Below are 24,010 nucleotides of genomic sequence, written 5' to 3' on the forward strand. Positions count from 1 at the left end.
GATATAGTCGCGCGGCACGGAAGGCAGTGTCGTATCGCTCACTGTCGCTCCTTATTGGTGTGAGTCGAGGGCCAGGCCAAGCAGGCGTTCCTGCAAGGCCCGGTCGGCGGCCAGTTCGGCCATCCAGCCGCTGTGGACGATGCGGCCGTCGTCCATCACGGCCACGCTGTCGCCCAGCTGGCGCACGAAGTTGAAGTTCTGCTCCACCAGCAGGATGGTGGTTTGTCCCTTCAGCTGGCAGATTGCCTCGGCAAGGTTCTGGATAATGGCCGGCGCCAGGCCCTTGGTCGGTTCGTCGATCAGCAGCAGCTGGCGCGGTTCGACGATTGCGCGCGCGATGGCCACCATCTGTTTCTGGCCGCCCGACAGATTGCCAGCCGGGTAATTCCAGAATTTCTTCAGGGCGGGGAAGAAGGAGAAGATCCAGTCCAGCCGCCCGGTATCCATCGGTCCGCTGCGCGCGGCCAGATACAGGTTTTCGCGCACGGTCAGCTCGCTGAACACGGCCATGGATTCGGGCACGTAAGCGATGCCTGCCTGGGCGATATCCGGGGTGCGCAGCTTGCCGATGTCGCGGCCATCGAATTCGACTTTGCCGGCACTGGCCTGCCATAATCCCATGATGGTGCGCAGGGTGGTGGTCTTGCCGGCGCCGTTGCGGCCCAAAAGGACGGTCAAGCCGCCGCGCGGCACGGCCAGGTCGACTCCCTGCAGGATGTGGTATTCGCCGATGTGGGTGTGCACGCCGGATAGTTTGAGCAAGGCCTCAGTCATGGATTGCCCTTCCCAGGTAGGCTTCCTGCACGATGTCCGACGCCATGACGGCGGCCGGGTCGCCATCGGCCACCAGGGCGCCGTTGTGCAGCACGATGATGCGGTCGGCCAAGGCGCGCACCACGTCCATCTTGTGTTCGACCAGGAGGACAGCCTTGTTGCGCCCGGCCTTGACCTGCTGGATCAGGTCCAGCACTACCGGCACCTCGTCCACGCTCATGCCGGCGGTGGGTTCGTCGAACATCATCACCTCCGGCTCCAGCGCAAGCATGATGGCCACTTCCAGCTTGCGCTTGTCGCCGTGCGAGAGCGCCGCAACCGGCGCGTCGCGCCGGGCAGCCAGCGCCACGCGTTCGAGGTAGTGGCCGGCGCGCTCCACCAGCTCCTTGTGGCTGGACCAGATCGACCACAGGTTCATTCCCGCGTTGGCGCGCGCCTGCACGGCAAGCCTGACGTTCTCGTGCACCGACAGGCGCGGGAACAGGTTGGTCAGCTGGAAGGCGCGGCCGATGCCTTTGCGGGTGCGGGCGGCGGGGCCGCTGCGGGTGACGTCCTCGCCGCGCAGCAGCACCTGGCCGCTGGTCGCAGGCAACTGGCCCGACACCAGGTTGAAATAAGTGGTCTTGCCGGCGCCGTTGGGGCCGACGATCACCGTCAACTGGCCCGCATGGAAGTCGGCGCTGACGTTGTCGACAGCCGTATGGCCCCCGAAGCGGATGCTCAGGCCGCGCGTGGACAGCAAAGGAGTCATCGGCTCAACGCTTGTTCTTGACGGGAACCGGCAGTTCCGCGGCCGGGATTTCGCGCACCAGCTCCAGCAGGTCCCATTCGTTCTTCTGGTCCTTTTTGATGCGGAAGTGGTACATCGGCTGCATGGCTTGATGGTCTTCCTTGCGGAACTTCATCGTGCCCTTCGGCGTCTCGAATTCCATGCCTTCCATGGCCGCGATCATTTTCTGCGTGTCGCCGCCGCCGGTCCTGGCCAGGGCGTTGTAGACCGCGCTGGCCGCGGTGAATCCGCCGGCGGTGAACATGTCCGGCGGCGACTTGAAGCGCTTCTGGTGTTCGGCCACGAACCAGTCGTTCATCGTATTGCGCGGGAAGGCGTAGTAGTAATAGATTGTTCCCTCGGTGCCGGCGAAGGACTTCCAGGTCTTGAGCACCGGCAGGATATTGCCGCCCGGCGCCAGCGAGATGCCGTAGCGCTCAGGCTTCATGTCGGCGATCTTGTTCATCGGATTGGGCCCGGCCCAGATGATCTGCAGGATGCGGGGCTGAGGCGCATCCTTCAATTTGTCGAACAGCCGCTGCGCCGAGGCGGTGAAGTCGGTCGCATTCTGCGGCGCGTATTCCTCATGCACGATAATGGCTTTGGAGCCGGTCAGCTTGAGGGCTTCGCGCGCGGCCGCCACCGCGTCCTTGCCGAAGGCATAGTCCTGCGCCAGGAAAGCCACGCTGCCTTGTTTGAAAGTGGATGCGGCAGCCAGGCCGTCCTGCATGGAATTGCGGGCAGTACGGAAAATATACCTGTTCCACTTGGCGCCCGTGATCGCATCGGCGACCGCCGGTTCCACGAGAAGGATCTTTTTGTACTCGGCCGCGATGGGCAGCATGGCGATGGCGGAACCCGAAGAGCTGGTGCCAACCGCGATGTCGACCTTGTCGTCGCCATAGGCTTCGGCCAGCAGGGTGCGGCCCAGGTCCGGCTTGCTCTGGTCGTCCTTGACGATGACTTTCAGTTTGCGGCCGTTGATTTCCATCTTGCCGCCGGTAAGGTACTCAAGTCCCATCATGAAGCCGGTCTCCGTCTCCCTGGCATACGGTTCCAGGATGCCGGTCTTGCCGGCGATGAGCGCGACTTTCAGTTCCTGCGCTACCGCAAGGACCGGCGCCAGCGCGATGAGGATTGGTAGTAGTTTTTTCATCAATGTCTCCGTGCCCGCCGAATATAGATCAATCCACGCCGGCCAGGAAGCCGCGCAGCGCTTCCTGTGCGGCGGGTTCGCTCAGCATCGGCGCGTGGCCTACGCCGGGTACTTCGGCATACAGCATGCGCGGTGCGGCGGCGCGCATGGCATTGGCCTGCGCCGGCTCGATCAGGTCGGACAGGGCGCCGCGCACCAGCATGGTCGGGCGGCGCCGCGCCAGGCGCCGGAAGGCGAAATGCGCGGCCATGGAGGTGGCGCGCAGCTTGTTGGCGCGGATCGGCACGGCGATATTCGGGTCGTAGCGCAAGGCCAGGCTGCCGTCGGCCTGCTCGCGGAAGGCGCGGCGCGCCCAGCGCTCCCATTCCTGCGGCGTATTGCCGGGGAAGGCGATGGTGTTGATACTGGCGATGTACTCGGCCGCCTGCTGCCAGCTGGTGAAGCGCTCGCCTTTGCCGGTGTAGTTCCGGATGCGGGAAAGGCCGCGTTCGGACAGCGCCGGCCCCACGTCGTTCAGGACGGCGGCCGCCACTAGGCTGGATTTGCGCACGGCGAGCGTCATGGTAATCAGGCCGCCCATCGAGGTGCCGATAAAAACGGCGCGCTCGATGCCCAGGTCGAGCGCCAGCTTGACCATGTCGTTGGCGTAGACCATGGTGGTGTAGCGCTCGGGCCGGGCATCGTATTCGGAGTTGCCGCGCCCCCGCACATCGACGGCGAGCACGCGCCGTCCCTGGGCCGCGATCCACGGCGCGACGTCTTCGAAGTCCGCAGAATTGCGCGTCAGGCCGTGGATGCAGATCACGGGCAAATGGGCCTGTCCGCTGGCGGCAGGGTAGTCGCGCGCATACAGGCGCAAGCCATCGTCGCTGGTGTAGCTGATCTCGGAAAACATGGTCCTCGTGGGCAGCGTTGCAGGAGCGTGCAGTGTGCAAGAAATGCATCAAACGTGGAACCGTTGGCGGCGCCCACTGTGTGTGCAAATTTGCACAGCAATACTACGGCACTGGAAAATGATGCACAATAAGGCGTATGAAAACACTGCCCGAATGGACCGACTTGCGCTTCTTTCTGGAGCTGGCCCGCGCCGGAACCTTGTCCGGCGCCTCGCGCCGTCTGGAAGTGGAGCACACCACCGTCTCGCGCCGCATCGACCGGCTGGAGCAGCAGCTCGGCGCCACGCTGTTCGACCGCTCGCGCGAGGGGTATGAACTGACGGAGATGGGCCAGGCGGTGCTGCCGCATGCGGAGGCGATGGAAAGCGCGGTGCTGGCGGCGCAAGGCCAGTTGTCCGGCACCGAGGTCGCCATCCGCGGCGTGGTGCGCCTGGGCGTGCCGGAGGCGCTGGGCGTGCGCTTCATCACGCCGCTGCTGGCGCAATTTCTGAAGGACTATCCGGACCTCTCGGTCGACCTGCTGGTGCAGCCGCGCTTCGCCAACCTGGCCAGCCGCGAGGCCGACCTGGGCGTGACGCTCGACGCGCCCCATACGGGCCGCTATATGGTGACGCGCCTGACTTCCTTCCGCCTGTATGTGTACGGTTCGCCGGACTACCTGGCGCGCCACGCGCCGATCCACAAGCGCAGCGACCTGGCGGGACACGATTTCGTCGACTATGTGCAGGACCGCCTGGCCAGCAATGAGCTGAACTTCCTCGATGAACTGGGCATCAATCCGCGCCGCCGCCTGTGCTGCACCGGCATGCTGGCGCAGGCGGAAGCGGCGGCCGCGGGCCTGGGCCTGATGATGGCGCCGCCGTATATGGCGACCGACGGCCGCCTGGTGCCGGTGCTGCAGGACGAAGTCTTCGTCGAGCGTGCTTACTGGCTGGTGGCGCCGGTCGACCTGTACCGCTTGCCGTCCGTCAGGGCGGTATGGAACCTGCTGCGCGAGTTCGCCGAATCGCGCGCCACACTGTTTATCGCGAACAAATGAGGCAGGTCGCGCCGGATCTCGGTCCGGTGCGGTTCCAGCCTGGGCGAGGCCGGCAGCGGCGCCCCTTGCGCCAGCGCGTGCAGGATGGGGGCCGGGTCATGGCTCCAGTCCACGATATGGCAGCCCGGATCGCCCTCGCGCACTTTCATCAGGGCCAGTTCGAACTGCGACACCGATACCACCAGCGCATCCCCGTGCCCGGCAAGGAAATCGAGGAAAGCCAGCGGCTGGTATTCGCGGAAAGGCGAGATGTTCTGCTGCCGGATGAATGCCTGCAGCGCTTCTTCCAGCATGCCGCGCCGCCGCAGCAGTTCGACGGTCAGGACGCAGCTTCGTTCCAGCACATAGACCCGCCACAGGTAGACATTGCCGCGCGCCTCGCGTAAATCCACCGAGCCTGCGACGCGGTGGTAGTAGGGCGCGTCGCCGGGGCCGGGCTGGTAGGTGGCGCGCATCAGGCCGAGCAGGATGCGCTGGTGGGTTGCCAGGTCCATGCTTATCTCCAGTCCCGTTCCCGCATCTGCCGCAGGGTGCTGGCGATGGCGGCATTTCCCAGGCCGGGCACCGCTTCCGGCATGAATTCGAAGACGATGACTTCCGCCTGCGTGGCAAAGTCGCGCAGGACTTGCTGCGCCAGGTCCATGGTGCAGGGGCGCGGCAGGCGCGAATGCACATCGAGCATCAGGCCGTTGTGCTTCACCCCGCAAGCGACGTGCAATTCCCGGACATGGCCGCCATCCAGCTCCGCCAGGAAGGCCTGGATATCGAGCGCATGGTTATGCGCATCGCATTCAAGGTTATAGACGTCCAGGATCAAGCCGCAGCCGCTGTGCTCCGCAATCGCATTCAGGAACCCGGCATCCGTGTAGTCTCCCGGACAATCGGAGACCACGTGCACGATATTCTCGAGCAGGAAGGGCAGGCCGTAGCGCTGCTGCAGACACCAGGCGCGCTGCGCGACCAGTTCGGCCGCCTGCTCGGTGCGCGGCATGGCCAGCATGATGCCGAGATGCTCGCCGTCGACCCGGGTATAGCCCAGGTGCTCGCTGTGCCAGCGCACCCGTACCTGGTCCATCAGTTCATCGAGCAGCTGCAGATAGGTCGGCGACCAGCCGTCATGCGATCCGATGGACAGGCTGACCCCGTGCACGACGATGGTCTTTTCACGGTCGATGTTTTTCAGCTCCGCCAGGATTCCCTTGTCCAGTGAAATCCGGTCGCCGTCGGCCACCGACATGGTTTCCGGCGTCACCTCGATGATGTCCACATGCGGCAGCATCATCTCGAGCAGCGCCGGATCGCGCCCCTCGTAGCTGACGCCCACGCCCAGCGGCGGGCATGGGGCGGCAGACGGCAGCCTAGCGGACGCCGATTTCATTTTCCAGCACCGCGCCTTCGATGTGCTGCACCTCGCGCAGCAGGCGGCCGACGGACGGGTCGCCGCGCAGGAACGACAGATCGAATCCGGTCAGGCCGCAATTGCAGCCGCCCTTGGGCACCATCTGGCTGACGGCGATGTCGAGGGCCTTGTGCAGTTCTTCCAGGGTGACCTTGCCTTCGCTGACAATGATCTTGATATGGTTTTTCTTGGGGGCGGCGTTGCGCAAGCTTTGCTCTTCCATGACGATCTCCAATTGGTCCGCGACTCAAGAAGGACGGGTCTTCCGGACCATTGTTCGACTCCGCCCCTTGCTTTCCATGGAGCTCACTTTACGTGGCGGACCGGCGCAGCGAATTGGTACTGGCACCCAGATTCCGGCGCAGGCAGCACCTAGTTTTTGCGCAGGGAGGTGGACGTGCGGCGCAGCAGGTCGAGGCGCGTGGTGGCGCCCATTTTGCCGAGCAGGGTGGAGACGTGATGTTCGACGGTGCGTTCGGAGCGGCACAGCCGCTGGGCAATTTCAAGATTGCTCAGCCCATCGAGCAGCAGTTCCAGCACTTGCGCTTCGCGCCGCGTCAAGCCGCTTGGATGCTCGCGCGCTGCCGCGTAGGGGCCGCGGCGCGCCTTGGGCAACTGCGCCTGGGCGCCGCATGCGCGCGCCCGCTGGCGGGCAAGGGCCGCCGCCGGGGCGGCGCCGATCTGTTCCAGCAGGGCGACGGCTTTCGGCATGGCCTGCGCCGCCGCGTCGCCCGGGATGTCGAGCAAGGCGAGCGCCGCCTCGAAGGGCAGCCCGAGTGCCAGCCAGGCATCGCAGGCCGCCTGCGCCTGGCCGGTACTCTCAGCGGCCCGTGGCGCCGGTACCTGGCACTGCCCGGCTGGGAGCGAGGGCAGTGCCGCGCGACGCCGCCAAGCGGCAAGTTCCGCCAGATCCCATTCGTTGACTTCGGACAGGTCGAACTGGCCGGCTTCTTCAAGCCAGCGCCGGCAGCTGTCGGGTTCCTGCGCCTGCCATGCCGCTTCGGTCAAGGCCAGCAGCACCGGCAGCAGGCGTTGGGCCTCGCCCGTGGCGCGCGCCCATTGCAAGGCCTCCAGCAGGCAGCGCATGGCTTCCGCCTCGCCCTGGCGCGACAGCGTGCGTCCCAGCACAGTCAACGCGGGCAAGCGCATGATCAGGCTCAAGGCCGGCAAGTCGAGCACTTGCCGCGCCAGCGCCGCCGCCGCAGCGAATTCGCCCTTTTCCAAATGAAGTTGCGCCTGCCAGCCGGTCAGGTAATGCACCCAGGCGTCCAGTTCGTGCTCGTGATGGTAGGCCAAGCCTTCGTCCAGCAAGCGTTCGGCCAGGGCGAAATGCTTGAACACGACGGCATACTCGATCCAGTTGCTGTAGATGCGGGCCGCGTGCTCGTGCAAATGCTGCTCCAGCGCGCATTGCAAGCCTTCCGCCAATTCCTGCTGGCCGCTGTCGTCGCCCTTGAACAGTTTGGCGCTGCCGATATTGGTCAGCGCATGCACGCGCGTGTCCTGGTCGTCCAGCGCACTGGCCAAATCCAACGCCAGCCGGCCCCACTCGATGGCGGAGTCGGGGTGATTTTGCAACAGCTGGTGCTGGGAACGCATGCTGTACGCCATGGCCAGCTCTTTGCTGTTGGGGAGCTGTTCCAGCGTACGTATCGCTTCCAGCCCATAGCGCTCGGCTTCTTTCGCTTCGCCGCGGTACCAATGGGTGCGCGCCAGCCAACGCAGGTTCAGGCCCACCTTGTCGGGCCGGTCGACGCTTTGCCACAGCGCGATCGCTTGCTGGCGGGCCTCGATCAGGCGTTCATCGATGCGCAGCAAACCCGCTTCATAGGCCCAGTCCTCGTACAGCTGGGCCGCTTCGCCGGTCCAGCTGACGGCATCGACGAAATGCAGGGCGCTCGCCAGGTGGGCCGCCGCCTGGCGGTGCGCGCCCAGCCGGGCGGCCTGGCGCGCCGCCCGGGGCGCGAGCTGCAGGACCATATGCGCATCCTGCGCGCCGGTCGCGTGGTGCACCAGGCGTGCCAGTTCCACCCGCGCATGGGTGGGCGCCTGCTCGGTCAAGGCCTTGCACAGGCGCTTGTGCAGGGCGCGCGAAGCGGCCGGACGCAGCCCGCTTAACACGGCCTGGCGCGCAAGTTCGTGCCGGAATGATAAGTGGCCGGGACTGGCGCGCTGCAGCAGGCCGCTGTCGGTGCTGCCGTCGATGGCGTCGTGGCCATCCTCGCCCAGCACAGCTTCCAGCAGCCACTCTTCCAGCGCGACAGGGCTGACGCTGACCAGTTCCAGCACCGTGCGCACCTGGGCATCGAGCCGCGACATGCGGGCCCACACCGCGTCGCGCACAGAAGCGGGCAAATGGCCGGGCGTCGTGTCGCAATCCGTCAACAGTTCGGAGAGGAAGAAGGGATTGCCGCCGCTGACCCGGTACAGTTCCTCCGGATCGCAGGCGGCGTCGCGCGCCAGCGTCGCGACAGCTTGCGGCGACAGCAATGGCAGCGTGAGGCGCTGGGTGCTGGCGGCGGGCAGGTCGCCGGCCCAGCGCCAGAAGGCATGGTCGGGCGGCAGCTCGTCGTTGCGGGCGCTCGCCAGCAGCAGGATGTGCTGGCCGGCGATGCGCCGCGCCAGATACTTGAGCAAATCCAAGGTCGCCTGGTCGGCCCAATGCAAATCTTCGCACAGGACCAGCACAGGGCGCGGCTGGGCGGCCAGATGCCCCAGCAGCATGGGCATCAGCACGTCGGGACTGGCGGCGTTGTCGATCGCCGACACCACGTCCGCCCCCAGTTCAGGGGCGAAGTCGCGGAAGGGGCCGAGGACGCGCGGCGTGGACAGGTCTTCGCAAGCGCCCTGCAGAACCAGAAACTGGCCCTTCAGCGGTGCGGTGAAGGTTTGCAGCAGGGACGACTTGCCGATGCCCGCTTCGCCCAGCACGAGGGCCATGCCGCCCGCGCCAGAGCTCACGCGGCCGGCAAGGCGCTGCAATGATTCCAACTCTTTTTCGCGCTCGAGCAACATCTGGCTCTCCTCCATGCCATGATATTCCTGTCAGCGCAAAAAGATTCTCACCAATCGTAACGTGCCTGGCTAGCTGCTTAGAACTTATACGAAGCAGTCAGCTTGTACGTGCGCGGATCGCCGTAGTAGGTGGTGACCGTGTTGAAGAAACCGCCGAAAGCATAGCCGGCCGTTTTGTAGCGTTTATCCGTCAGGTTGCGTCCATGCAGGCCGATTTGCAGGCGGCGGTCGGCGCTGGTCCATACCAGTCCTGCATCCCATAGGGTAAAGCCGCCTTGCGCCAGCATCTGGTTCTGCGCCACGAGGGCGTCCAGCGAGGCCACGCCGGTCAGGCGCACAATCTCGGCCTGGTACACCTTGTCCTTGTAGGACAGGCTGTTGTTGAAGCTCATGCTGCCGCCGCGGCCGAACAGGCTGACCGGCCATTCATACGTCGCCCCCAGGTTGGCGGCCTTCTTCGGCGTGTTCTGGAACTCGGCGCTGTGGGCGACATTGATCAGGTTAGCGCCACTGGCCACCATCCATTCCTTGTAGTCGGCATTGACGAAGCTCAGCATGCCGTTCAGGGACAGGCCGTCCGTCACGCGGGCAATCGCTTCCAGCTCCAGGCCCTTGATCTTGGCTTTGCCCGCATTGGTGAGCGTTCCGGCGAAACCATTGACCTGGCCCTGCGCATTGAAGGTCGGGATCGAGCCCGGAATCTGCACGTTCTTGTAATCGGTGTAGAACAGGGCGGCATTGGTTTGCAGGCGGCCGCCGTGCATCGACGATTTCAGGCCCAGCTCAATGGCGTCGACTTCTTCGGGCTTCACGCCCTTGCGTTTTTCTAGCGATGCCGGGGTGTTAGGGCCGCCGGAAGCGGTCAAGTCCATGCGCGGATCGAACATGCCGCCCTTGAAGCCGCTCTGGTAGCTGCCGTACAGGTTGTGCTCCGGCGCCAGCTTCCAGCCAAAGCCCAGTTTCGGCGTGAATTTCTTGTCCTTGCGATGCAGCGCGTCCTTGCCCAGGTCCGTGTTCGGCGCCAGGCCGATGGCGGCGGGGTTGCCCAGATTCGGCGAGCCGGCCAGGCCCAGATAGGTGCGCTTGAAGATGGCGGCTTCGCGCTCGTCATCGGTCCAGCGCGCACCCACGCTCACATTGAACGTATCGGAAACGTTGTAGCTGGCATCGGCGTACACTGCCCAGGTCTTCGAATCGATGTCGTCGCGGGTCAGCAGGGACAGGCCGGCACCCGCCCCGTACAGCACATCGAATTCATTGAAGGCATTGGTCTTCATATAGAACAAGCCGGCCACGCCATGCCATTTGGCGCCGGTGTAGGTCAACTGGAATTCCTGGCTGTCCTGCTTGTCGCTATAGATGGCAGGCGCCTCCCATAGCGCGGCGTTCAGGGAATCGAAATCGATCGGCGCGTAGGACTTGGAGGAACGGTGCGCCGTGACCGACTTGAACATCGTTTCGGCATTGATGTTGTAGTCGATGGTCAGCGCCGCGCCCTTGGTCGTCACCTGCTGTTCGTGGCCATTCACCTTGTACAGGTTGGCGCGCGTGTCATACAGGCCATCCAGCGGCGCTTCGTTGGCCGGCGGCGGGCCGTTCAGCAGGCGATAGCCTTGCTTGGGCTCCGATTTATCCCTGGTGTAATCGGCGGCGAAACGGATGAACAGATCCGAATTGGGCACCAGTTCGGCACTGACGCGGGCCGCGCCGACCTCCTTGTTATAGTTGTCGTGGCCATTGACGATATTCTTGCCGAAACCGTCGCGGTTGAACGTCCCGACCGTGGCGCCGACGCGCAGCATATCGCTGATTGGCGCACTGCCTTTCAAGACCAGGTCGTGCTGGCTGTAGTTGCCCAGGGCGCCCTTGATTTCGAAGCTGGGCTTAGGGGACAGCTTGCGGGTCACGTATTTGACCGCGCCGCCGATGGTGTTGCGGCCGTAGAGGGTGCCTTGCGGACCGCGCAGGACTTCGATGCGTTCCAGGTCGTAGATATCGGTCAAGGCGCCCTGCGGGCGGGCCAGGTAGACGTCGTCCAGGTAGATGCCGACGCCCTGTTCGTAGCCCGCAACCGGGTCTTGCTGGCCGATGCCGCGGATGAAGGCGGTCAGGGTGGTGTTGGTCCCGCGCGAAGCTTTGAGCGTGGTGTTCGGCACGATATCGGTCAGCGCTGTGATGTCGGGCAGCGCCTGCTTCTCCAGCTGGGCGCCCGACAACGCGGTCACCGCGCCCGGCACATCCTGGATCAGCTCTGCGCGTTTGCGGGCGGTCACGATCACTTTGTCGATCTCGCTGTCGGCCTTTTCACCGCCGCCGCTTTGCGCCATGGCGGGAGCGGTGTACAGGGCCGGCAGCGTCAACATCACGGCGGCAACGGAGCGGCGCAGGATGAAAATGTGTTTCGGCACACGCATCAAAGTCTCCTCAGGTTTTGTTATGCGAGGAGTGTGCATGTTTTGCCAACTGTGCGAAACTGACAGGGTTGCACTCACGTTGTGCAATTTTGCACACGTTGCTAAGCCATGCGCTTGTACCAGGACTGGCCAGGGGACAGGGCTTGATAGACGGCGGCGAAAGGCTCGGCCGGGTCGAGTTCGCGGTCCAGACCGAGCGTGCCGAAGGGGACCAGGCTGTCGTGGAAAAGCTGCAATACGCGCTGGCGCAACAGCGGGCCGAAGTCGGGCAGGGCGCGCTGGCAGGCGATCAAATTGAACTCGTTAAACGAGGCGTCGGTGACCAGGTTGTACTGCGCCCAACTGATATGGCTGCGCAGTGCGGGCGCCAGCACGGCACGTCCCGGTTGCAGCTGGAAATGGTCGGCAAGCCGCCCCCTGCCGCCGGCCTGGGCGTAGCTTTCCTGGGTGCGTTCCAGCTCCGCTTCGGACAACCAGGCCGACGCCGCCTCGTCCAGCATCTCGTCGCTGGCCACGGTGGCGTGGATTTCAGCGTGCGCCAGCAGCCCCATTTCGGCAAGGATGATGGCCAGCGTCCATGCCTGCCCGGCGCCGGCGCAGTCGGCCAGCCAGATCCGGGGCAGGGCGGCGCCGCGCAGGCAATGTTCGGCCGCTTCGCGCAGCATCAGCGCTTCCGCCGGATCGTCGAACAGGCTGGCGGGCGGCACATGCAATGCGCGCAGCAGTGCGCCCGCCGTCGCCGGATCGTGCAGCACATGGTCCTGGAGCTGGGACAGCGTCGCCATGCCGCGCTGCTGCATGAAGTCGAACAGCTTGCGCTTCAGCGGCGGGCGCTCGTGTAAGCGGAAGTCAAAGCCGAGGCGGCGCACCAGCGCCTCCAGCAGCAATTCCAGCTCGAGTTCTTCCAGTTCCGGCGCCGTGCCGCGGCGCAGCTCTTCATTGGCACCCATCAGTGCAGCCAGACCCGCATCAGGGACAGCAGCTGCGCCACGTCCACCGGCTTGGTGATGTAATCGGACGCGCCGGCGGCAATGCACTTGTCGCGGTCGCCCTTCATCGCCTTCGCCGTCAGCGTGATGATCGGCAGCGAACGGAATTTCGGGATGCGGCGGATGGCGCGCATGGTGTCGTAGCCGTCCATCTCGGGCATCATGATGTCCATCAGGACGATCTCGATGGTCGGGTCGCGTTCCAGCACCTCGATGCCGTCGCGCCCGTTCTCGGCGAAGGACACCTGCATCTGCTGGCGTTCCAGCAGCGAAGACAGGGCAAAGATATTGCGCAAGTCATCGTCGACGATCAGCACCTTGCGGCCGGCCAATCCGGCATCGGCAGCGTGGACCTCTTCCAGCATGCGCCGCTGCGCCTCCGGCAGATTGGCCTGCGAGCGGTGCAGGAACAGCGCCGTTTCGTCCAGCAGGCGCTCCGGCGAGCGGGCATCCTTGATGACGATGGTCTTGGCGTAGCGCTTCAGCTTCGCCACCTCCTTGCGGTTCAACTCCTTGGCCGTGTTGATCACGATCGGCAGGTCGCGCAGGCGCTGGTCCTTGCCGATCATGTCCAGCAATTCGAAGCCGTTGATATCGGGCAGGGTCAGGTCCAGTACCATGCAATCGAAGTGCGAAGCGCGCAGCGCCGCCAGCGCCTCCTGCGCCGTGCCGGCCGCCGTGATCTCGACGTCGGTATCGCCGATCAGCTTGACGATGGCATCGCGCTGATTCTCCTCGTCGTCGACCACCAGCAGGTTGCGTTTGCCACCGATCAGGAAGCGCTGGATGCGCATGAACTCCTCATTCAGATCTTCCTTGCTGACCGGCTTATTGAGATAGGAGATCGCACCCGAACGCAGCGCCCGTTCCCGCTCGCGCAGGCTGGACATCACATGCACCGGGATGTGGCGCGTGCTCGGGTCGCGCTTCAGCCGCTCAAGTACGGTGAACCCGTCGATATCCGGCAGATCCAGGTCGAGCAGGATGGCCGACGGCAGGTAATCGCGCGCCAGGCTCAGGGCCCAGTCGCCCTGGTGCGTGACAATGCCCTTGAAGTTCTTCTCGCGTGCGAAGTCCAGCACCACCTTGGCGAAGCGTTCGTCATCTTCGACGATCAGCACCGAAGGATCGCCCGGCGTTGTGAGACCACGGTCGTCGATGGTCGAACCGTATGGCTGTTGTTCAGCGTCCACCGCCTGCTCTGCGGCTGGCGGCGTGTACACCAGCGCAGGCGCCGTGATGATGGGCGCCGTCGCCACAGGTGCGGGCAGGCGCGGCATGGCCGGCTGGCGGGCCGTCTCGTAATACACGAAGCCCGAGCGGTTATACGGCAGGAAGAGGGTAAAGGTGGAACCCACGCCGACGGTCGATTCAACGCGGATCTCACCGCCCAGCAGGCGTGCCAGCTCGCGCGAGATCGACAGGCCAAGGCCGGTGCCGCCGTATTTGCGGGCGGTGGAGCCGTCGGCCTGCTGGAAGGCTTCGAAAATCAGCTGCAGCTTGTCGCCCGCGATCCCGACGCCGGTGTCGCTGACGGCAAAGGCCAGCACCGCATCGGCGTTGCCCAGATTCGGATGCTCGCTGCTCCAGCCGCTCTGCACCAGGGCGATGCCGAGCGATACCTGGCCATGGTTGGTGAACTTGAAGGCATTGGACAGCAGGTTTTTCAGCACCTGCTGCAAGCGCGTGGTGTCGGTCATCAGGGAAGCGGGCAGGTTCTCGCCCAGCTCCACGGTGAAGCCGAGGTGCTTGGCCTCCGCCATGTGGCGGAAAGTGCGCTCCACGTAGCTGCGCAGGTTGGCGAAGCGGTATTCGGACACGTCGAGCGTAACGGTACCGGATTCGATTTTCGACAAGTCCAGGATGTCGTTGATCAGGGTCAGCAGGTCGGAGCCGGAGCCGTGGATGGTCTTTGCAAACTCCACCTGCTTGCCCGACAGGTTGCCTTCCGGGTTATCGCCCAGCTGCTGCGCCAGGATCAGCAGGGAATTCAACGGCGTGCGCAGCTCGTGCGACATATTCGCCAGGAATTCGGACTTGTACTTGGACGAGAGGGCCAGCTGGGTCGCCTTTTCCTCCAGCGCCAGTTTGGCCTGCTCCACCTCGCGGTTCTTGCGTTCCACCTCGATATTCTGCTCGGACAGCAGACGCGCCTTTTCCGCCAGCTCCTGGTTGGTCTGCTGCAGCTCCTGCGCCAGCGATTGCGACTGGGTCAGCAGCGACTCGGTGCGGCTGTTCGCCTCGATGGTGTTCAGCACCACGCCGATCGACTCCATCAACTGGTCGAGGAAAGACAGGTGGGTCTCGGTGAAGCGGTCCAGGGAAGCAATCTCGATCACCGCCTTCACCTGCTGCTCGAACAGGATAGGCAGCACCACGATGTTGGTCGGCGGCGCCGCGCCGAGGCCGGAACTGACGACGATGTAATCGCGCGGCACATCGGTCAACCAGATGCGCATCTTCTCCAGCGCGCACTGGCCGACCAGCCCTTCGCCGGGCAGGAAGGACGTCGGCAGCTTGCGCGAAGAACGGTAGCCATAGCTGGCGATCATGCGCAGGCGGGCATCAGCCAGCTGCGAATCCATCATATAGAACACGCCATGGTGGGCCGATACCAGCGGCGCCAGCTCGGACAGGATCAGCTTTGTCACCGCCTGCAAGTCGCGCTGGCCCTGCAGCAGGCGGGTGAAGCGCGCCAGGTTGGTCTTCAGCCAGTCCTGCTGCGCGTTTTTCTGCGTGGTTTCCTTCAGATTGCGGATCATCTCATTGATGTTGTCCTTCAGGTAGGACACCTCGCCGCGCGCATCGACCTGGATGGAACGGGACAAGTCCCCGCGCGTCACGGCAGTGGCCACCTCCGCAATCGCGCGCACCTGGTTGGTCAGGTTCGCCGCCAGCTGGTTCACGTTCTCGGTCAAATCCTTCCAGGTACCGGCCACGCCGGAAACGTTGGCCTGGCCGCCCAGCTTACCCTCGGTACCCACCTCGCGCGCCACACGGGTCACTTCAGATGCGAAGGAAGACAGCTGGTCCACCATCACGTTGATGGTGTCCTTCAGCTCCAGGATCTCGCCCTTCACGTCCACCGTAATCTTCTTGGACAAGTCGCCGCGCGCCACAGCCGTGGTCACCGCCGCGATATTGCGCACCTGGCCGGTCAGGTTGGACGCCATGAAGTTCACATTGTCGGTCAAATCCTTCCAGGTGCCGCCCACGCCCGGCACATACGCCTGGCCGCCGAGCTTACCCTCGGTTCCCACCTCGCGCGCCACGCGGGTCACCTCGGAAGCGAAGGAGGACAGCTGGTCCACCATCACGTTGATGGTATTTTTCAGCTCCAGGATCTCGCCCTTCACGTCCACGGTAATCTTCTTGGACAGGTCGCCGTTCGCCACTGCCGTGGTCACCTCCGCGATATTGCGCACCTGGCCGGTCAGGTTGGACGCCATGAAGTTCACGTTATCGGTCAAATCCTTCCAGGTGCCGCCCACGCCGGACACGTTGGCCTGGCCGCCCAGCTTACCCTCGGTACCCACCTCGCGTGCCACCCGCGTCACTTCCGAAGCGAAGGAGTTCAACTGGTCCACCATCACGTTGATGGTATTTTTCAGCTCCAGGATCTCGCCCTTCACGTCCACGGTAATCTTCTTGGACAAGTCGCCGTTCGCCACCGCGGTGGTCACCTCCGCGATATTGCGCACCTGGGACGTCAGGTTACCCGCCATCGAATTCACCGAGTCGGTCAAATCCTTCCAGGTGCCGGCCACGCCCTTCACCTGCGCCTGGCCGCCCAGCTTACCCTCGGTACCGACCTCGCGCGCCACGCGCGTCACCTCGGAAGCGAAGGAAGACAGCTGGTCCACCATCACGTTGATGGTGTTTTTCAGTTCCAGGATCTCGCCCTTCACGTCCACGGTAATCTTCTTGGACAAGTCGCCGTTCGCCACCGCGGTCGTCACCGCCGCGATATTCCTCACCTGGCCGGTCAGATTGGACGCCATGAAGTTCACGTTATCGGTCAAATCCTTCCAGGTACCGCCGACGCCCGGCACATAAGCCTGGCCGCCCAGCTTACCCTCGGTCCCCACCTCGCGCGCCACGCGGGTCACTTCCGAAGCGAAGGAACGCAGCTGGTCCACCATCACGTTGATGGTGTCTTTCAACTGCAGGATCTCGCCGCGCACGTCCACGGTAATCTTCTTGGACAAGTCGCCGTTCGCCACGGCGGTTGTCACCTCCGCGATATTGCGCACCTGCGACGTCAGGTTGCCCGCCATCGAGTTCACGGAGTCGGTCAAATCCTTCCAGGTACCGGCCACGCCCTTCACCTGCGCCTGGCCACCCAATTTGCCCTCGGTCCCTACCTCGCGCGCCACGCGCGTCACCTCGGAAGAGAAGGACGTCAGCTGCTCCACCATGGTATTGGCCGTCATGGCCGCGCGCAGGTACTGGCCTTTCAGGGGATGGCCGTCCACCTCCAGCGCCATGGTCTGCGACAAGTCGCCCTTCGCCACGGCCCCGATCACGCGCGCCATCTCAGTGGTCGGGCGCACCAGGTCGTCGATCAGGGTATTCACCGCGCTGATGATGGTGGCATAGCCGCCGGGGACATGCACGGTCGCGCGCTGCGTCAAGCGGCCCTCGCGGCCCACGACGCGGCTCACCTCCGTCACCGACTTCACCATGCGTTCATTGGTCTCGATGATGTCGTTCAGGGTATCGGCGATCTTGCCCGACACACCGGTCCAATCGGACGGCAGGCGCGCCGAGAAATCACCTTTCTTCAAGGCCATCAGGGTGGACAAGATCAGCTTCAGGTCCAACTCTTCCGGGAGTTCGGTCATGTCGTTCATCGACGCTACCTCAGGTATAAAGGTGGAATGCAAGGAAGGCCTAATGTACTCCGGAGCTTGCGACAGTCAAGTACAAACTTGGCAAAAAACTTCAGTATATTAATAGGGCAACTCGCCAGGAAATACTTTCCCAAGCATAACGACGTGCAACTTCACCCCGCGCACGATTGCAGCAGTGCAACGTCGGGGTCAGGTCTGTCATTTGGACACGCAGCGCGCACCTTTGATATTTCTCAACACGCTGACTTATTTTTCTTCGAAAGCTTTAACTGCCCGGCTGACGGTTTTTACGGAAACACGGGCAAATTGGGCGATCTCCGGCATGGAATAGGCCAGCGAGCGATAAGCGTGTGCCATGGCCACTTTAGGATCGTGGAATTCGGCGAAGTAGTCCTGCAAAGGCCGTGAAATTGCCCGTCGCTGGGATCGCTTGACTTCCGCCAAATTGCCATCGCACTGACTTCCCACAACGCGCGCGCAGAACGCTTCGTCTCCCAGTATGAGCTGATGGGTCATGGCGCGCAGCGGACTTGGCATATCAATGCCTGCAATTACAAATTCTCCGTAAGCCTGCCTGGCCTGGTGTTGATCGCTATCGAAGCAGGCAAGCAGCTGATCCGACTTGAGCCATTCCTGGCCGTCGACCATGCCCATGGCGGCGCCGTGGCTGCTCCACAGCCAATGGGACGGCAAGGCAACCATTCTCGCCCGCACCGGATTGAGTTCAATATAGCGCGCCAGCTCTTTCAAGTAGAGGTCGCTTTGGCAAAGAATGGCGGTGAAGCGGCCCTGGAACAGATGCCCGACCAGGCGGTGCTGGCGGTTGAAATACTGCGAATAGCTTCCATTCAAATGGCGCATGCCGCGCGAGAGCTGGCCGTCAAAGGTCTCAAGCAGGATATGGAAGTGATTGGTCATCTGGCAATAGGCAAGCACCGAGAAATTGAAGCGGGCGCAGGTCTCGCCCAAGAGCGCAAGCCAGGTCATGCGGTCGCTATCGGACAGATAGATGCGACCCTTCCTGTTGCCGCGCACTGTGATGTGGAAGAGGGCGCGGTCAAGGCGGATTCGGAGTGGACGGTTCATGGGAAAAGCATAGGCAGCTTTCCCCCAAGCAGGATTGCGATGGCGCAATGAAAATGAAAACACCCGTCAGACATCAAATTCGTGACGGGTATATTGAGAAATATCAAAGGTCGGCTGTCGCTGTCCAAATGACAGACCTGACCCCGACTTTTATTTTAGTTGTTTGAGCAGGAAGGCGTAGGTCAGGGCCCACATCTGGGCTTGCTGGTCGTTGTTGGCGGCGCCGGCGTGGCCACCTTCGGTGTTTTCCCAGTACAGCACGTCGTGGCCTTGCTCTTTCATGCGGGCGACCATCTTGCGCGCGTGGCCGGGGTGGACCCGGTCGTCGCGCGTCGAGGTCGTGAACAGGACCCGCGGGTAGTGCTTGTCTTTGAAGACGTTCTGGTACGGCGAGTATTTGCTGAGGTAGGCCCATTGCTTGGGATCGTCCGGGTCGCCGTATTCGCCCATCCACGAGGCGCCGGCCAGCAGTTTGCTGTAGCGCTGCATGTCGAGCAGTGGGACTTGGCAGACCACGGCGTTGAACAGGTCCGGGCGCTGCGTCAGCGCGGCGCCGACCAGCAGTCCGCCATTGCTGCCACCCATGATGCCAAGGTGGCGCGGGCTGGTGATCTTGCGCCGGATGAGGTCCTGGGCAACGGCGATGAAGTCGTCGAAGGCGCGCTGCCGGTTTTCCTTCAGGGCGGCCTGGTGCCAGCGCGGGCCGAATTCGCCGCCGCCGCGGATGTTGGCGAGCACGTAGACGCCGCCTTGCTTGAGCCACGCTTCGCCCGTGGTGCCGCTGTAGAAGGGCTTCATCGATACTTCAAAGCCGCCGTAGCCGTACATGACGGTGGGATTCTTGCCGTCCAGCCGGGCGTTTTTATCCATCAGGACGAAGTAGGGGACTCGGGTGCCGTCTTTCGATTCGGCCATATGCTGTTGCACGGTGTAGGGCTGGGCGTCGAAGTAGGCGGGCAGCGCTTTGAGCGGGCTGCGTTCGTCCTTGCCGCTGTCGGCCAGGTACATCGTGGTCGGGTTGAGGAAGTCCGTCACCGTCAGGAAGTATTGCTCCGATTCGACGGGGTCGAGCGCTTGCACTTCCAGCGTGCCGAAGGCGGGGGCGTTGACGTCGCGGCGCTGCCATTTGCCGTCCACGTGGCGCAGTTCAACCAGGCGGTTCTTGACCTTGTCGAGGATGTTGAGCAGGAGGGCGCTGCGGGTGGCGGCGACGCCGTCGAGCGAGCTCTCTGGCGTCGGCGTGAACAGGATGTCGAAGTTGCGTTCGCCGGCCATGAAGGCCTTGAAGTCGACGGCGAGCAGGGCGCCTTGCGGGTAGGTGGCGCCGGTGACGGTCCAGTCCGAGCGCAGGTCGATGATCAGCTGGTCGCGCAGCGTGTAGGCGTTGGCGTCGTCCGGTTTCGCAATCCTGGTGAGTTGGTCGCCTTCGCGTACGAAGAGTTCGCTGGAGTAGAAGCCGATCTGGCGCGAAATGAACTGGTGGCTGTGGCCCGGCGTGAAGTCCTTGTAGGCGCCGACGCCCAGGTCGTCGCTCTTGGCTTGGTACAGGGTTTTGGCGGCCGCCAGCGGCGTGCCGCGCTTCCATTCCTTGACGATGCGCGGATAGCCGGAGGTGGTCATGCTGTCGGGGCCGAAGTCGGTGGAGACGAAGACGGTGTCGGCGTCGATCCAGGCGATGTCGCTTTTGGCTTCCGGGAGAGTGAAGCCGTCGGTGACGAAGCGGCGCTTGGCGACATCGTATTCGCGCACGACGTGGGCGTCGCCGCCGCCGCGCGAGAGCTGCACCAGGCATTGCTCGCCTTTCGGGTAGAGGCAGGATACGCCATGCCATACCCAGTTTTCATTCTCGTCGGCGGCCAGCTTGTCGATGTCGAGCACCGTTTCCCATTGCGGTGCGGCCTTGCGGTATTGCTCCAGCGTGGTGCGGCGCCAGATGCCGCGCGTGTGCTGGGCGTCGCGCCAGAAGTTGTAGTAATGGTCGCCGTGGCGGGTGACGTAGGGAATGCGCTCTTTGGAGTTGAGGATGGTCTTCAGGCGTTCGTGGATGGCGGGGTAGTTTGGCTGCGCCTGCAATTCGCGCAGGGCGGCGGCGTTTTGTTCCTTGACCCAGGACAGGGCCTTGTCGCCGCCCACGTCTTCCAGCCAGAGGTAGGGATCGCTGTCCTGCGCATAGGCGCCGCCTGTCGCCGCCAGTCCCAACACCATGCCTGAAGCCATCTTCCGATACGAGCGCATTCCTGCTCCTCAACAATTGAATGCGCTTAATCTACACTAAAGCTGGCGGGCCTCAAAGGTGTTGCACTGGGCGATTTCGCCCGATTCAATGCCGCGCGTGAACCAGCGTACGCGCTGCGCCGAACTGCCGTGGGTGAAGGAGTCCGGTACCACCTGGCCGCCGGCTTGCTTTTGCAGGGCATCGTCGCCGATGGCGGTGGCCGCGTTCAGGGCCGCTTCCACGTCGCCTTTTTCAATGATGCTGCGGGCGCGGTTGGCGTGGTAGGCCCATACGCCGGCGAAGCAGTCGGCCTGCAGTTCCAGCCGTACCGAGAGGGCGTTGGCCTGCCGTTCGGAGGCGTTGCGCTGGGCGTTGTGCACCTTGTCGCTCAAGCCCATCAAGTTCTGTACATGGTGCCCGACTTCGTGCGCAACCACATAGGCTTGCGCGAATTCGCCGGGGGCGTGGAAGCGCTGTTCCATCAGCCGGAAGAAGTCGAGGTCGATGTAGATCCTGCGGTCGCCGGGACAGTAGAACGGGCCGGTGGCGGACAGGCCCTGGCCGCAGGCCGTCGTTTCCCGGCCGGTGAAGACGATCAGTTTCGGCAGCTGGTAATTGCCGCCGTTGCGGCGGAATACTTCGGTCCAAACGTCTTCCGTGTCGGCCAGCACCACCTTCATCAGTTTGTATTCGCGGTCGTTGCCTTCCTTGTGCGGGCGGTGTTGCTGCTGGCTTACCTGCGCCGGGCCGCCAGCGCCGCCGCTCAGCAGGCCGAGCAGGGTCATGGGATTGACGCCCAGTACCCAGCTGCCGATCAGTGCGACGACAATCGTGCCGATGCCGATCGATCGGCCGCCGAAACCGAAGCCGCCGCCACCACCGCCGTCGTCGCCACGGTGGTCTTCTACATTGTCACTTTCCCGATTACCTTCCCAGCGCATTTTTTTAACTCCATGTTTAGTTTTGCTAAGTGTAACGCATTGGTGCCCGGCGCAGGCGCACGTACAATGGCGGCAATGAAGAAACCTGGCAAAGCATTGGCCCTGGCGCTGGGCGTGGGGTTACTGGTATTACTGGTGCTGCTGGCGGCGGGCGGCGCCTGGTACCAGCAGCGTTTGACGGAGCGCGGCAGCCTGCCGTGCGCGCAGCAGCCGCCCGCGCAATTGAGCCCGTATTGTCTGGCGCAGTCGCAGGCGGCGGCCGGCCGCGGCGACCGGGCGGCAATGGCGGCGCTGGTCGCGTATTTCGACCTGCACCAGCCGGCGCAGGCGCTGCGCTGGGTACGGGCGGCAGCCAAATTGGGTGATCCCCTAGCGATCAGCCGCGTGCTGGCTGCTTGCGGCGAGGGCAAACCGTTTTCGGTGGACGAGGCGCGCGCGCTGTTGCCGCAGGCGGGCGCGCTGGCGTCCTTGAACTTCCGCCTTGGCGGTTCGTGTTCGCCGGCCGATATGGACGCGGCGCGCAATTTCGCGCCTGCCAGCCTGATGGCGGCGCCCGACGGCGCCGGCCTGTGCGCGGTGGCGGTGCGCTATGGCTTGCTGCGCCTGTCGCCGGACGGGGCGCAGCTTGATTCGCCGGCGGCGCAGCTGCTGCTGGCCGAGTGCGAGCGCCGCCAGCAGGTCGCCCCCGGTCTGCGCAAGGAGGCGGAGTCGGTGCGCCAGATGCTGGCGCGCGAGATCAGGCCGGTACGTATCAGTGTTGATTGACCCAGACCGGCGCCGACCATAGCTGTCTGCCGTCATCCTGGGTAAGGCGGGCATAGTAGAAATGCATGCCGGGCGCCGGCGTGAAACTGTGCCGGGTTCCCGCCACGTCCGGCAGCGGTGTGACTTCCCCTTGCCGGCCCGGCACCCCTTCCATGATCTGCAGTGCGGCGATGCCGCGGCCCGTGCTGCTGGTGTAGTGCACCGCCAGGGCCAGGGGGCCGGCGTTGTCGATGGTGGCGCCCATCAGGGCGTCGTTGGCGGTCAGGGCGATGGCGCCATGCTTGTCCATGGTGGCGAAGACGTGGCGGGCGCGGATGGCGTCGAGCAGGGCCTCGACCTTGAGCGCGGTGCCGGCGGGCAGCAGGATGCCGGTGCGGTTGCCGTAGGCGGCGCCCCAGTTGGCGCAGTGGTTGTCCTGGTTGCTGCTGAACGCCAGCTTGTAGCCCGCTTCCAGCAGCTTGTCGCAAGCGTCTTCATAGAAGCTGTGGCGCGCTTCGCCTTCGTCGAGCCGTGCGGAGAAGGCGTTGCTGTTCATCACTTCGCACAGGGCCATGGCCTGGGCGCCGTCCTGGCTGAAGGCCAGCGCCTGGCCGCCGATGGCGAACTGGCCGCTGCCGGGGTGGTTGAACTGGCCGATCCAGCCCTGGTCTTTCATCAGGGTGTACAGCGCCGCGTAGTCGTTCTTCGGAGTGAGCACGTCGGCAAACGGTTCGCCGCTGCTGCTGCGCTCCCAGCCCAGCAGGGCGGGGCTGTTCAGGATGTTGAGGTGGCCGCCGCCGCTGATCACCCCCCATTCCAGGCCGTAGATGGCGGCAAAGCCCGGATGGCCGGCGCTGTACCGTTCGGCGGCGTCCAGGCCCAGCCGGTACCGCTGGCGGGCGGCCTGCGGGTCGGCGTCCGGGTCAGTGCCGTCGCTGCCGTCGTACATGTGGTTGTGTTCGGAGGTCATCAGGAAGTCCAGGCCGTGGCGCTTGGCGAACTGGAAGGCGTCTTCGGGGCCGAAGGCGCCGCTCTGGGGGTGCTGGGCGCCGTGGCATTGCGCCGGGTCGCCGCCGCCGTCGCTGTGGTTGGTTTGGCTGTGCAGATTGCCGTACACGATATCGAAGTCCAGTCCCGCCAGTTGCGATGGCGGGCGCGTGCTGCCGGCGCGCCGCCGGGCTTCCAGCACAGCCGCCGCTGGCGGCGCCGCGGGAGCGAGCAGCAGGGCGGGATGGCCGATGGCGATCGGCCGGCGCTGGTGGATGCCGCCGGCTTCCAGGCGCAGTTCGTATATGCCGGCGGGCAGTGAGCGGGACGGCCGCCAGCGAACGCTGGCCTTGCCGCTGTCGCCATGCAAGACGTGGCGGCCGCGCCACTCATTGATGAGTTTGCCGTCCTGCCGGTACAGGCCCACAGTCCAGTCCACCCGCTGCGCCGCGCTTGCACCGGGCAGTGTAAAGTGCACGATGAAAGTCCTGTTGCGCCCCGTGGCTGGCGCCTGGAAATCCGCCTCCAGCCCGGCATCGAATTCGCGGTGATCCAGTATTGGCGCGGGTGGCGGGGCGGGTGGCGAGTGCGCCGCGGCGCCGGGGGATGTGGCCAGGCCAAGCGCGGCGCACTGCATGCAGGCCAGGATATTCCGGCAAGTCCGCGATGCCGGTAAGATGTGGAATCGGTTTTTCATGATGAGCCCTCCTGTCGCGCTTTGATCAGGGGGCGT

Annotated in this window: 17 protein-coding genes; 2 read left to right on the forward strand and 15 right to left on the reverse strand. The window is 64.3% G+C overall.

What is annotated here, in order from left to right; translation table 11 throughout:
* Positions 1 to 51: 51 nt before the first annotated feature.
* From H597_RS0104640 to H597_RS0104655, 4 genes are read right to left on the reverse strand one after another with little or no spacing between them, the layout of a single operon-like run.
* A complete protein-coding gene (locus H597_RS0104640) occupies positions 52 to 774 on the reverse strand; it encodes an ABC transporter ATP-binding protein (RefSeq protein ID WP_028101102.1) in 723 nt (240 codons plus the stop codon).
* On the reverse strand, positions 767 to 1,516 hold the full coding sequence (locus H597_RS0104645; protein WP_211232015.1) for an ABC transporter ATP-binding protein: 750 nt from the start codon (positions 1,514 to 1,516) through the stop codon (positions 767 to 769). Before H597_RS0104645 ends, H597_RS0104640 begins: the two co-directional genes overlap by 8 nt.
* 13 nt (positions 1,517 to 1,529) lie before the next feature.
* Positions 1,530 to 2,699, reverse strand: a complete 1,170-nt coding sequence (locus H597_RS0104650) for a substrate-binding domain-containing protein (protein WP_028101104.1) — start codon at positions 2,697 to 2,699, stop codon at positions 1,530 to 1,532.
* A 28-nt stretch (positions 2,700 to 2,727) separates the two neighbouring features.
* Complete coding sequence (locus H597_RS0104655; RefSeq protein WP_035373116.1) at positions 2,728 to 3,594, reverse strand: alpha/beta fold hydrolase; 867 nt, start codon at positions 3,592 to 3,594, stop codon at positions 2,728 to 2,730.
* Positions 3,595 to 3,731: 137 nt separating this feature from the next.
* On the opposite strand from H597_RS0104655, the gene H597_RS0104660 reads away from it, so the two are divergent.
* Positions 3,732 to 4,634, forward strand: coding sequence for a LysR family transcriptional regulator (locus H597_RS0104660; RefSeq protein WP_028101106.1), 903 nt, complete (start codon positions 3,732 to 3,734; stop codon positions 4,632 to 4,634).
* Here the strand turns inward: H597_RS0104660 and H597_RS34680 are convergent.
* The 10 genes from H597_RS34680 to ypfJ form a co-directional block, all read right to left on the reverse strand.
* Positions 4,520 to 5,128, reverse strand: a complete 609-nt coding sequence (locus H597_RS34680; RefSeq protein WP_154667956.1) for a hypothetical protein — start codon at positions 5,126 to 5,128, stop codon at positions 4,520 to 4,522. The genes H597_RS0104660 and H597_RS34680 overlap by 115 nt on opposite strands.
* A gap of 2 nt (positions 5,129 to 5,130) precedes the next feature.
* Positions 5,131 to 6,012 (reverse strand): MbnB/TglH/ChrH family RiPP precursor modification enzyme, encoded by an 882-nt coding sequence (locus H597_RS0104670; RefSeq protein WP_028101108.1) that lies wholly within the window; start codon positions 6,010 to 6,012, stop codon positions 5,131 to 5,133.
* On the reverse strand, positions 5,993 to 6,256 hold the full coding sequence (locus tag H597_RS0104675) for a hypothetical protein (protein ID WP_028101109.1): 264 nt from the start codon (positions 6,254 to 6,256) through the stop codon (positions 5,993 to 5,995). The genes H597_RS0104670 and H597_RS0104675 overlap by 20 nt, the downstream gene beginning before the upstream one ends.
* Positions 6,257 to 6,405: 149 nt before the next feature.
* The gene (locus H597_RS0104680) at positions 6,406 to 9,048 is read right to left on the reverse strand and encodes an ATP-binding protein (RefSeq protein WP_028101110.1); all 2,643 of its coding nucleotides are present in this window, start codon (positions 9,046 to 9,048) and stop codon (positions 6,406 to 6,408) included.
* Positions 9,049 to 9,125: 77 nt separating this feature from the next.
* Positions 9,126 to 11,462, reverse strand: coding sequence for a TonB-dependent receptor (locus H597_RS0104685; RefSeq protein ID WP_035373117.1), 2,337 nt, complete (start codon positions 11,460 to 11,462; stop codon positions 9,126 to 9,128).
* 101 nt (positions 11,463 to 11,563) lie between these two features.
* Entirely contained in the window at positions 11,564 to 12,412 is an 849-nt protein-coding gene (locus H597_RS0104690; RefSeq protein ID WP_051293533.1) for a CheR family methyltransferase, read from the reverse strand.
* Positions 12,412 to 17,304, reverse strand: coding sequence for a HAMP domain-containing protein (locus tag H597_RS0104695; RefSeq protein ID WP_028101113.1), 4,893 nt, complete (start codon positions 17,302 to 17,304; stop codon positions 12,412 to 12,414). The genes H597_RS0104690 and H597_RS0104695 overlap by 1 nt, the downstream gene beginning before the upstream one ends.
* Before the next feature lie 246 nt (positions 17,305 to 17,550).
* Positions 17,551 to 18,390 (reverse strand): transposase, encoded by an 840-nt coding sequence (locus tag H597_RS0104700; RefSeq protein ID WP_028101114.1) that lies wholly within the window; start codon positions 18,388 to 18,390, stop codon positions 17,551 to 17,553.
* Positions 18,391 to 18,540: 150 nt separating this feature from the next.
* Positions 18,541 to 20,625, reverse strand: coding sequence for a prolyl oligopeptidase family serine peptidase (locus H597_RS0104705; protein WP_051293535.1), 2,085 nt, complete (start codon positions 20,623 to 20,625; stop codon positions 18,541 to 18,543).
* A gap of 36 nt (positions 20,626 to 20,661) precedes the next feature.
* A complete protein-coding gene (gene ypfJ, locus H597_RS0104710; RefSeq protein WP_028101116.1) occupies positions 20,662 to 21,546 on the reverse strand; it encodes a KPN_02809 family neutral zinc metallopeptidase in 885 nt (294 codons plus the stop codon).
* 75 nt (positions 21,547 to 21,621) lie between these two features.
* On the opposite strand from ypfJ, the gene H597_RS0104715 reads away from it, so the two are divergent.
* Positions 21,622 to 22,311 (forward strand): hypothetical protein, encoded by a 690-nt coding sequence (locus H597_RS0104715; RefSeq protein ID WP_154667958.1) that lies wholly within the window; start codon positions 21,622 to 21,624, stop codon positions 22,309 to 22,311.
* Here H597_RS0104715 and H597_RS0104720 read toward each other — a convergent pair.
* Positions 22,298 to 23,974: a CehA/McbA family metallohydrolase gene (locus tag H597_RS0104720; RefSeq protein ID WP_229632089.1), complete on the reverse strand. Its 1,677-nt coding sequence runs from the start codon at positions 23,972 to 23,974 to the stop codon at positions 22,298 to 22,300. The genes H597_RS0104715 and H597_RS0104720 overlap by 14 nt on opposite strands.
* Positions 23,975 to 24,010: the final 36 nt, after the last annotated feature.

This window comes from Pseudoduganella violaceinigra DSM 15887 (assembly GCF_000425385.1).
GTDB classification, from domain to species: domain Bacteria; phylum Pseudomonadota; class Gammaproteobacteria; order Burkholderiales; family Burkholderiaceae_D; genus Rugamonas; species Rugamonas violaceinigra.